The sequence below is a fragment of the Sandarakinorhabdus rubra genome (assembly GCF_010994245.1).
Taxonomy (GTDB): domain Bacteria; phylum Pseudomonadota; class Alphaproteobacteria; order Sphingomonadales; family Sphingomonadaceae; genus Sandarakinorhabdus; species Sandarakinorhabdus rubra.
This window is the reverse complement of the sequence record NZ_WMHO01000086.1, coordinates 1-10005: the sequence shown is the minus strand read 5'-3', so window position 1 is coordinate 10005 and position 10005 is coordinate 1. Positions and strand designations below refer to the sequence as shown.

The following is a 10005-nucleotide window of genomic DNA, read 5'->3' as shown; positions in this document are numbered from 1 at the left end:
GCCTGCAGCAGCGCCGCACCCACCCCGCGGCGGGCGGCATGCGGCGCCACGAAGAAGGCGCGGATCTTCGCGGCATCGCGCGTCGGATCAAGCAGGCCCGAACTGCGCCCGGCAAAACGGTCCCCGCCGAACAGCGTGGCGCGCCGGCTCCAGCCGCCGCAGCCGGCAATGCCCGCGTCATCTTCCGCCACCAGGTAGGTGCCATCGCCGACCAGCTCGCTGTCCACCCCGAAGACATGGGCGATGGCAGCCTCGGTCTCCTCAGCCGTGTAGAAGCCCTGGCTGAGCACGCGGGCCGAAGCGGTGATCAGCGCCTCCAGCGCCGGGATCTCGGCCGCATCAGCTGGGCGAATTACCAGACCGGTCATGACAGGGGGTCAGGCGCGATACTGGCTGCGCCCGTCGACCACCGTTTCGATGATCCGGATATCCTTGATCCGATCAGGCGCGATTGCAGTCGGGTCCTCGGCCAGCACGACATAATCGGCCAGCTTGCCGGCGGTGAGGCTGCCCTTGCTCGCCTCTTCCTTGGCCGCCCAGGCGCCGTTCAACGTGTTGATGCGGATGGCTTCCAGCACCGAAACACGCTGATTGGCGCCCCAGGTCTCGCCGTTCCAGCCGGTGCGGGTGACCATGCCCTGGATGCCCATCAGCGGCGCGAACGGGCCGGGGAAGAAATCGCTGCCGGCGCACACCTTGATGCCATGATCGAGGAAATCGCGGAACGCCATGGCGTGGGCCATGCGGTCAGCGCCGTAGAATCCGAACTTGTCGCTGTTGTAATAGGCGTAGCTGGTGAACGGCGCCGGCACCGCGCCGATTGCCGCCATGCGCTTCAACAGGCTTTCGTTGACCAGCGTGCAGTGGGTGATCTTGGGGCGCAGGTCCTTCACCGGCACCTTTGCGAGCGCGCGTTCGAAGGCGGTGAGCGCCATGCCGATCGTCACGTCGCCGTTGGCGTGGATGTTGGGCTGGATGCCGGCGCGCACCATCTTTTCCACCCAGGCGTCCAGCACGTCCTGCGGTTCGGTGATGTTGCCATAATAGGGCGGGGTGCGCCCTTCATAAGGCGTGGAGAGCGCCATGGTGCGTTCGGAAAAACTGCCATCGGCGGTGTGCTCTGCGGTGGCACCCAGCCGAATCCAGTCATCGCCAAAGCCGGTCTTCAGCCCCGCCGCCACCATCTGGTCGAGGAAGGCGCCGCGCGCTTCATAACTGACCCGGTGGGTCAACTGTCCGGCGGCGCGCACGTCCTGGATGGCAGCAAGGTCGCCGCCCTGGTGGTGCACCGTTGTCAGGCCATAGCGGCTGAAGGCGGCGCTGATGTGCGCGATGCCGGCGCGGGCGCGCTTGGCCTTCTCGGCCGCGTCGAAGCTGGGCCGCTGGCCCTTTTCCTCCACCAGGTCGATGGCATTGTCGGTGATGCGGCCCGAAAGCCGGCCATCGGGCAGCCTGTCGAAGGTTCCGCCCGGCGGGTTGGGCGTGTCGCGGGTGATGCCGGCCAGCTTCAGGGCATGGCTGTTGACGAACACCGTGTGGCCGCCGCGGTGGCGCACCATCACCGGATGGCTGGTGCTGATCCTGTCCAGATCGTCCACCGTTAGCTGGCGGCCATCCTTCAGCTTGGTGTCGTCATGGAAATAGCCTTCCACCCAGTATCCCGGCGGCGTCTGCGCGGCCTTGGCCTTCAGCTTGTCGATGATCGACTGGATGGTGACGAACTCGACCTCGAACGGGTTGCCGACCAGCACTTCATACAGCAGCACTTCGCCGATCGGATGGTTGTGGCAGTCGATGAAGCCGGGCACCACGCACGCACCCTTCAGGTCGACAAGCCGTGTACCGGTGCCGGACAGGGACTTCACCTCGTCCCCGCCCACCGCCAGGATGCGCCCCGCCTTGATGGCCATGGCGCTGGCGCGTGGCCGGCCATCGTCCATGGTGATCAGCCGGCCGTTGAACAGGATCGTGTCGGCATCGCCCTCGTGCGCGGCGACGCGCGCCGCCCATGAGGCCCAGAACGCCCCTGCCAACATCTGCCTGCGATCCATGCCCCAGCTCCCCCGACTTGACTTAGCTGCGCCCATGCTGCGCCGGACACGGCCTGTTGCCAAGAGGGCAGGCTTGTGGCGCCGGCAGCGCAGGTGGTAATCTTGCTTCCAGGAGGGCCGCGATGGCGGGCACGCGGGCTACGGGGCAGGGGCAAAGGGGCATCCGGCAGCCATGGCCATGGTTCGCGCTGGCTTTGGCGCTGACCGGCTTTGGCTTCTGGCCCAGCTTCCTGTCCAACCTCGGCAACGCGCCGATCCATCTTCTGGTGCATGGCCTTTCGGCAACCCTCTGGATGGCACTGCCTGTTTTGCAGGCCCTGCTGATCCTGCGACGGCACCGCGGCCTGCATCGCCAGATCGGCTATGCTTCGCTGCTGCTGGCCGGCATCGTGATCTTCAGCGGCCTCAGGGTGGTGCAGACGATGGTGATCGGCGATGACGGCGCCGATCTGCCCACCCTCTACAAGTTCGTGCTGCTCGATCTGACCGGCATTGCGCTGTTCGCGGCCTTCGTGGGCCTGGCGATCCTGGCCGCCCGGCGGCGGGATATCGGGCTGCACCTGCGGTTGATGGCCTGTTCCACCATCATCCCGCTGGAGGCTGCCAATGAACGCACCGCGATGATCCTGTTCCCCGACCTGGTGCCCAGCTTCGGGGTGGCGCTCTATTTTTCTCTGGTCAGCGTCGAGATTGTCTGCGCCGGCCTGATCGCGGCGGAATGGCGCTCTGGTCGGGTGCGCTGGCCGTTTCCGCTGCTGCTCGGCTATTATCTCGTGATGCACGCCCTTGTGACACCGATCGCCATGAGCCCGCAATTCCGGGCCTTGGCCGATGCCTATGCCCGACTGGGTGGGTGACTAGAGGCGCTGCAGCGCCGCTCGGCTGCGGACAGCGGCGCGACGGCGGCTTATGACGCCGATCAGGCCGAAGCCGGTCAGCATCGTCAACCACGTGCCGGGTTCGGGCACCGGCTCGGTGCCGTCAAAGACAAGGGCGCGGGTGGTGACCGTCAGCGTGTAATTCTGCCCGCCCGGAACCTGAGGGGCAAAGTCCGCCAGGTTGAAGGTGAAGATATCCTGAAACAAGCCAAGGGTGCCGGGGTCGAAGGTCATCGAGAAGATGCGGGACTGGCCGCCCGGCAGGTTGGCGAGCTGGGTGAAATTGGTGGTGAAATTGCTGGTCAGGTTGGTGAAGGAGATCAGCTGCAGGCCCGCGCTGTTGTTGTCACCGATGTTGTAGAGGATGAAGTCCAGCGTCACCGGGCCGCTGCCCAGTTGCAGGTTGCCGAAGTTCAGGAAGGTGGTGAGATCGCTCACCAGCGGATCGAACGATGGGTTGGCATGGTTGATCACGCGCGCATTGGCGGTGATCACCAGCGGGGTGGTCTTCAGGCCGACGCCACCGGGGGCATAATCCTGCATCGAGAAGGTGAACGTCTCGCTGTTGGTCCCGACCGTCGTGGGGTTGAACGCCAACTGGAAATTCTGCGACGCGCCGGCGGCAAGATTGGTCAGCGATGTCAGCGTGGTGGAGAAGTTGGTGTTGTTGGTGGCGCGGCCCGTGCCGATCAGGCTGGTGCCGGCGGTGTTGATGTCCCCCAGGTTGGCCACGGTGAAGTTCTGGCTGACCGGGCCGCTGCCGGCGAAGACCGTGCCGAAATCGATGGTCTGGCTGGTCTGCACCTGCGCCGGGCTGAGCGAGGGCGCACTGAACTTCAGATAATTATAGGTGATGCTGTACTGGTTGCTCGCCGGCGTGGTGCTGCCCAGGCTGTAGTTGGAGACCACCGAACCTGAGGTTATGTTGGCACCGTTGACGATGCGGTTGGTGCCGGAAGACCGGGCCGTGAACAGGGTGGTGCCCGGCCCGGTGCCGGCGACGCTGGCAAGATCGGTGAGGGTGGCGGTGCCGCTGATCGTGCCGGTGCCCGAACGGCTGTTGTTGTTTGGGCTGTTGTTGCAGTCGCCACCGTCGCATTTCGGGGCGAGCGAGATGCTGCTTCCGGCGATGGTGGCGCCGCCGATCGATATGGAGGCTGTCTGATTCACCGTGGCATCGATGGTGCGGCCGCTGCCGTTGCCGGGCGCCACGCCGGTCACGCCCGCGGTGAGGGCATAGCTGGTGTTCACCGTGGCCTGCGCCCCCACCAGGATGCCGGTGGTGAGGTCGAAGCGGGTGATGCTGACCGTGCCGATCGTGCTGACGTTGGTGAAATCGCTGGTGCCGGGGCCGACGCGGGTCTGGGTGAAGTTGGACAACAACTGAGTCGGGCTGGCGCTGAAGCTGATTTGCAGCGGCACCACGGCCTGGGCGCGGGTGGCCATTGCAAGCCCCAGCAACAGAGCAGCAACGCGTTTCAACCCAACGACCTTCACTCGCCCCCCTCGCTGGCGCGAAAACTCATAACCCGCGCGACGCCATGCAAGTTTTGGACCATTTCGGAGGAATGTCGTAATGCATTGATAAAGCGAAATAGTTTGATCTGGTCGGGTGTTGGCGCCGGGCGCGACTGTAAGGCAGGCCGACAGTTTGCCTCCAAAATGGCGCCGTTTCGGGGTCAGCCGCGCGGTGCGTGCCTTCCCCAATCAGCCAGTTTTGCCGGCCCCGCTGCCAGCCCACACTCGGCCCTGCACTGGAAAGGGACTTGCCATGGACTTCGCGCTGCCGGCCGACCTTAAGGCCTATCTCGCCGAACTCGACGCCTTCATCGATGCCGAGATCAAGCCGCTCGAACAGGCCGACGACAATATCCGCTTCTTCGATCACCGCCGCGAGTGGGCGCGCACCGACTTCGAGCATGGTGGTTTACCAAGGCGCGAATGGGAACTCCTGCTGCGCGAAGCGACGATCCGCGCCGACAAGGCCGGTCACTGGCGCTTTTCGGCACCGAAGAAATATGGCGGCAAGGATGGCAGCAACCTGTGGATGGCGGTGATCCGCGATCATTTCGCTGCCAAGGGCCTCGGCCTGCACAACGATCTGCAGAACGAGCACAGCATCGTCGGCAATTTTCCCTTCGTTGCCATGTTTGAGACGTTCGGCACGCCGGCCCAGCAGGAGGAGTTCATCCTCGGCGGATTCGCTCGCAACCGCATCACTGCCTTCGGCCTCACCGAGCCGAACCACGGATCGGATGCCACCCACATGGAAACCCGTGCCGTGCCGGAAACCCGCGACGGCGTCGCCGGCTGGCTGATCAATGGCGAGAAGATGTGGACGACGGGCATGCATGTCGCCACCCATTGCGCCACCTTCTGCCGCACATCGGGGGCGGACGGCGCGGCGCGCGGCATCTCCTGCTTCCTCGTCCCCACCTCGACGCCGGGGCTGAAGATCGAGGAGTATCTGTGGACCTTCAACATGCCGACCGATCACCCGCGGGTCAGCTTCACCAACGTGTGGGTGCCGGAATCGGCGCTGCTCGGCCCGCTGGATGGCGGGCTGTCGCTGGCCCAGAGCTTCGTTCACCAGAACCGTATTCGCCAGGCCGCCTCGTCGCTGGGCGCCGCGACCTTCTGCGTGGAGGAAAGCGTGCGTTATGCGCGGACCAGAAAGCCGTTCGGCGAGCCGTTGTCGCGCAACCAGGCCATCCAGTTCCCGCTGGTCGAGCTGGCCACCCAGTGCGAGATGCTGCGCCTGCTGATCTACAAGACGGCGTGGGACATGGACCACATGCCCCACGAGGCCATCGAGCACGAATTGTCGGACAAGATCTCGATGTGCAACTATTGGGCGAACCGGCTGGTCTGCGAGGCGGCCGACCGGGCCATGCAGGTGCATGGCGGCATCGGCTATAGCCGTCACAAGCCGTTCGAGCATATCTTCCGCCACCACCGCCGCTATCGCATCACCGAGGGCTCCGAAGAGATCCAGATGCGCAAGGTGGCGGCCTATCTGTTCGGCTATCTGGGGCCGAGGAAGAAGCAGTTCGCGAACCTTTGAGGGGAATGGCGATGACCACGCTTGCGGTGAACAAGGCAGAGCTTGGTGCCACGTTGGCGCTGCCCGATCCGCCGGCTCCGGCGCCGGGCCAGGCGCGGTTCCGGGTGGAGCGCTTTGCGCTGACCGCCAACAATGTCACCTATGCCGTCCACGGCGAGGATTTCGGTTACTGGCACTTCTTCCCCAGCGGGCAGGAGGGGCTGGGCATCGTACCGGTGTGGGGCTTTGGCGCGGTGGAGGCCAGTGCTGCCGAGGCGGTGACCGAAGGCCAGCGCTTCTTCGGCTATTGGCCGATGGCCAGTGCTGCGCTGATGGAACCAGTGGCCGCCAGCCGCGCCGGCTTCACCGATGGCGCCGCCCACCGCGCCGCGCTGCCGCCCTTCTACAATCGCTACAACGTCGCCACCGCCGATTGGGGCAGCGAAGCACTCCAGTGCCTGTTCCGCCCGCTCTATGCCACCAGCTTCCTGATCGATGCGCTGCTCAGCGCCAGTCCGGTCGACACGCTCGTTCTCAGCTCCTCGTCCTCGAAGACCGCGCTGGGGGTGGCGCAGGCGGCGCGCGGGCGCCAGCAGATCGTCGGTCTCACCTCGCCCGGCAACCGCGCCTTCTGCGAGGCGACCGGCTATTATGACGCCGTCCTCTCCTATGCCGAGGTGGCCGCCGTGCCGGGAACGCGGATCGCCTTCATCGATTTTGCCGGCAACGGCGCGGTGCGGCTGGCGGTGCACACGGCGCTCGGCGACCGCCTGGCCGAAAGCCACGTGGTGGGCGACACCCACTGGCAGGCCGACAATATCGCACAGCTGCCCGGCCCGGTGCCGGCGCTGTTCTTCGCGCCGACTGTGGCACAGGGCCGCGTCGCCGAATGGGGTGCCGCGGGCTTTGACGCCCGGCTCGCCGCGGCCTGGAAGCGTTTTGCCGGCACGCTGGGCTGGCTGCGCATCGAGGAGGTGAACGGCCGCCACGCCGTCGCCGATGCCTGGGCCGATCTGGTGCGGGGCCGCATCGATCCGGCGGTGGGCCTGATAGCGTCTCTCTGACCGTTCAGCCTGCCGAAAGCCGGGGTGCGCCAATACCCCGTGCATGGCTGGGATTTGGACATCATGTCGCAAATTTCCATCTTGAACGCACCGTTACACGGGCGTAACAGCCGCCGCTTGTCGGCCTGTGCGCGATGTTGCGGGGCGGGACATGAGTGAACCGTGCGCCTGCCAACCCGGCGCCGCTAGGAGGGACTGAAAATGAAGTTTCTGGCTGTTGTTGCTGCTGCCACGGTGATCGCCGCTCCGGTTGCCGCCAAGGAAATCACCGTTCAGATGCTGAACAAGGGCAAGGAAGGCGCCATGGTGTTCGAACCGGGCTTCATCAAGGCTGCCCCGGGTGACACCGTGAAGTTCGTCGCCACCAACCCCGGCCACAACGCCCAGACCATCCCCGGCTTCCTGCCGGCCGGCGAAGCCGAACAGAAGGGCCAGATGGGCAAGGATTTCGTGCTGAAGGTCGGCAAGCCGGGCCTGTACGGCATCAAGTGCCTGCCGCACTTCTCGATGGGCATGGTTGCCCTCGTGCAGGTCGGCAACGGCCCGTCGGCCAACCTCGCCGCCGCCAAGGCCGTGAAGCTGTCGCCGCTGGCCACCAAGCGCATGACTGCCTACCTGGCCCAGGCCAAGTAAGCCGGATTTCCCGCTGAGACGACGGCCGGAGCGGCGACGCTCCGGCCGTTTTCGTTTGTGCCCAGGGTCGGCGCCCTGCCGACGGACGCAGCCGGTTGCAACTGCGCGCACATCCGCTATGCCCTTTGCCCGTGGAGCAGGCGGGGAGGCCAGTTTTGAGCGCAGAGGCAGGACGGGTCGAGGATGTGATCGACCCGAAGCGGGATCGGCTGGTCATCGTGGCCAGCTCGCTGGGCACCGTGTTCGAATGGTATGATTTCTTCCTCTACGGCATCCTCGCCGGCCTGCTCGGCAAGCTGTTCTTCGCCACCGGCAACCCCACCACCGAACTGCTGTTCAGCCTGTTCGCCTTTGCCATCGGCTTCTTCTTCCGGCCGCTGGGGGCGCTGCTGTTCGGCTGGTTCGGCGACAAGGTGGGGCGCAAATACACCTTCCTGATCACCATTTCCGTGATGGGCGGGGCCACCGCCTGCATCGGCCTGCTGCCCACCTTCGAACAGGCCGGCATCCTGGCGCCGATCCTGTTGCTGGTGCTGCGCACCCTGCAGGGGCTGGCGCTGGGCGGCGAATATGGCGGGGCGGCGATCTACGTGGCCGAACATGCGCCGCCCGGCAAGCGCGGCGCCTATACCAGCTGGATCCAGGCGGCGGCGGCCGGCGGCTTCATGCTCACGCTGGCGGTGGTGCTCAGTGCCAAGGCGATCATCCCGGAAGCGGAGTTCAACGCCTGGGGCTGGCGGGTGCCGTTCCTCGTCTCCATCCTGCTCCTCGCCATCTCGATCTGGGTGCGGCTGATGCTGTCGGAAAGCCCGGTGTTCCAGAAGATGAAGGCCGCCGGCACCACGTCAAAGAACCCGTTCAAGGATGCGCTGTCCGCGCCGGGCAACAAGGGGCGGCTGCTCATCGGGCTGGCGGTATCGGCCGGCTTCACGGTGATCTTCTACACCAGCCAGTTCGGCACCCTCTATTTCCTGCAGAACACCGCGCGCCTGCCGGAAACCGAGGCCTTGCTGTATCTTGCCGTCGGTGTGCTCGTCTCGGCGCCGGCATATGTCTATTTCGGCGGCCTGTCGGACCGGTTCGGGCGCAAGCAGGTACTGGTCGCCGGCTTCGCGCTGACCCTGGTGTTCCTGTTCCCGATCTTCCACCTGATGGCCAAGGGCGCCAACCCGGCGCTGTCGGAAGCCATTGCCACCGCGCCGGTCACGGTCGAGCTGCCGCCCTGCGATTACAACATCTTCCTGAAGCAGGAGGCGGAGTGCGGCAAGGCGCTGGAATGGCTGACCAAGCGCGGCGTCTCCTATGGCAAGACCGATGCGCCGGTGCTGGCCATGAATGTCGCGGGCACAAGGCTGGAAGGCTTCGACAAGGACGCATGGAACGCGGCGCTGAACAGCGCCGGCTGGCCGGAAAAGGCCGATCCTGACCGCATCGTCGCCTGGCAGCTGCTGCTGGCCGTGATGGCCATCGGGCTGCTCAGCGGCTGGACCTACGCGCCGATCGCGGCGCTGCTGGTCGAGATGTTCCCGGCGCGGGTGCGCTACACCTCGATGTCGGTGCCCTATCATATCGGCACCGGCTACTTCGGCGGCTTCCTGCCCGTGGTCTCGCAATATATCGTCGTCTCCACCGGCGATGTCTTTGCCGGCCTGTGGTACACGATCGCGGTTGTGGTGGTGGGCCTGATCGTCATGCTGCTGTTCCTGAAGGACACGCGCGACATCAACATCAACGACTGAGGCGCAGGCATGACAGGTCAAGGCACCGGACCGCTCGCCGGTTATCGTATCGTCGACCTCTCGCAGATCGTCAGCGGCCCGATGGCGGCCACCATGCTGGCCGATCAGGGGGCAGAGGTCGTCAAGGTGGAGAGCCCCGGCGGCGATCCGGTGCGGGCGCTGGGGCCCAAGAAGGGTGACCTTTCCTCGATGTTCATCGCCGTCAACCGCGGCAAGCAGGGCCTGTGCCTTGATTTGAAGCATGAAGACGGCCTGGCCATCCTCGAACGGCTGGTTGCCGGCGCCGACGTGCTGATCGAGAATTTCCGCCCTGGCGTGCTGGCCCGGCTGGGGCTGGACTGGGAGCGGCTCCAGGGCCTCAACCCGCGCCTGATCTATTGCAGCATCACCGGCTTCGGGCCGGACGGGCCCTATCAGAATGTGCGCGTCTATGATCCGGTGATCCAGGCGGTCTCCGGCATTGCCGCCAGCCAGGTCGACCGGGAGGGCACGCCGCAATTGGTGCGCCACCTGGTGGCCGACAAGGTGACGGCGCTGACCGCGGCGCAGGCGATCACGGCGGCGCTGCTGCGGCGGGAGCGCGGCGGGCCTCAGGCG

The 10005-nt window shown here is 65.8% G+C and carries 9 protein-coding genes; 6 read left to right on the top strand and 3 right to left on the bottom strand.

Going from position 1 to position 10005, the window contains the following annotated elements:
- Both GJV64_RS07155 and GJV64_RS07150 read right to left on the bottom strand, forming a co-directional pair.
- A partial coding sequence (locus tag GJV64_RS07155) for a GNAT family N-acetyltransferase (RefSeq protein WP_164156581.1) occupies positions 1 to 368 on the bottom strand: 368 nt, incomplete at its 3' end.
- Positions 369 to 377: 9 nt separating this feature from the next.
- Positions 378 to 2036, bottom strand: a complete 1659-nt coding sequence (locus tag GJV64_RS07150) for an amidohydrolase (protein ID WP_164156580.1) — start codon at positions 2034 to 2036, stop codon at positions 378 to 380.
- Between the two features lie 137 nt (positions 2037 to 2173).
- Here GJV64_RS07150 and GJV64_RS07145 point away from each other — a divergent pair, with 137 nt between their 5' ends.
- Positions 2174 to 2908: a hypothetical protein gene (locus GJV64_RS07145; protein ID WP_164156579.1), complete on the top strand. Its 735-nt coding sequence runs from the start codon at positions 2174 to 2176 to the stop codon at positions 2906 to 2908.
- Here the strand turns inward: GJV64_RS07145 and GJV64_RS07140 are convergent, their stop codons facing one another.
- Positions 2909 to 4375, bottom strand: coding sequence for an Ig-like domain-containing protein (locus GJV64_RS07140; RefSeq protein ID WP_164156578.1), 1467 nt, complete (start codon positions 4373 to 4375; stop codon positions 2909 to 2911).
- 325 nt (positions 4376 to 4700) lie between these two features.
- Here GJV64_RS07140 and GJV64_RS07135 point away from each other — a divergent pair, with 325 nt between their 5' ends.
- The 5 genes from GJV64_RS07135 to GJV64_RS07115 form a co-directional block, all read left to right on the top strand.
- Positions 4701 to 5993, top strand: coding sequence for an acyl-CoA dehydrogenase family protein (locus tag GJV64_RS07135; RefSeq protein WP_164156577.1), 1293 nt, complete (start codon positions 4701 to 4703; stop codon positions 5991 to 5993).
- A gap of 11 nt (positions 5994 to 6004) precedes the next feature.
- Positions 6005 to 7036 (top strand): DUF2855 family protein, encoded by a 1032-nt coding sequence (locus GJV64_RS07130; protein ID WP_164156576.1) that lies wholly within the window; start codon positions 6005 to 6007, stop codon positions 7034 to 7036.
- Positions 7037 to 7237: 201 nt separating this feature from the next.
- Positions 7238 to 7669 carry a pseudoazurin gene (locus GJV64_RS07125; protein WP_164156575.1) on the top strand — a complete coding sequence of 144 codons (432 nt, stop codon included), beginning with the start codon at positions 7238 to 7240 and terminating at the stop codon, positions 7667 to 7669.
- Positions 7670 to 7824: 155 nt separating this feature from the next.
- A complete protein-coding gene (locus tag GJV64_RS07120; protein WP_164156574.1) occupies positions 7825 to 9408 on the top strand; it encodes an MFS transporter in 1584 nt (527 codons plus the stop codon).
- Between the two features lie 9 nt (positions 9409 to 9417).
- Positions 9418 to 10005: CaiB/BaiF CoA transferase family protein (locus tag GJV64_RS07115; protein ID WP_205599555.1), on the top strand; the 588-nt coding region annotated here is incomplete at its 3' end.

Excerpts from the sequence above, each read along its gene's own strand:
- GJV64_RS07150 (WP_164156580.1), bottom strand. The coding sequence starts at position 2,036 with ATGTTGGCAGGGGCGTTCTGGGCCTCATGGGCGGCGCGCGTCGCCGCG.
- GJV64_RS07145 (WP_164156579.1), top strand. The coding sequence starts at position 2,174 with ATGGCGGGCACGCGGGCTACGGGGCAGGGGCAAAGGGGCATCCGGCAG.
- GJV64_RS07140 (WP_164156578.1), bottom strand. The coding sequence starts at position 4,375 with ATGGCCACCCGCGCCCAGGCCGTGGTGCCGCTGCAAATCAGCTTCAGC.
- GJV64_RS07135 (WP_164156577.1), top strand. The coding sequence starts at position 4,701 with ATGGACTTCGCGCTGCCGGCCGACCTTAAGGCCTATCTCGCCGAACTC.
- GJV64_RS07130 (WP_164156576.1), top strand. The coding sequence starts at position 6,005 with ATGACCACGCTTGCGGTGAACAAGGCAGAGCTTGGTGCCACGTTGGCG.
- GJV64_RS07125 (WP_164156575.1), top strand. The coding sequence starts at position 7,238 with ATGAAGTTTCTGGCTGTTGTTGCTGCTGCCACGGTGATCGCCGCTCCG.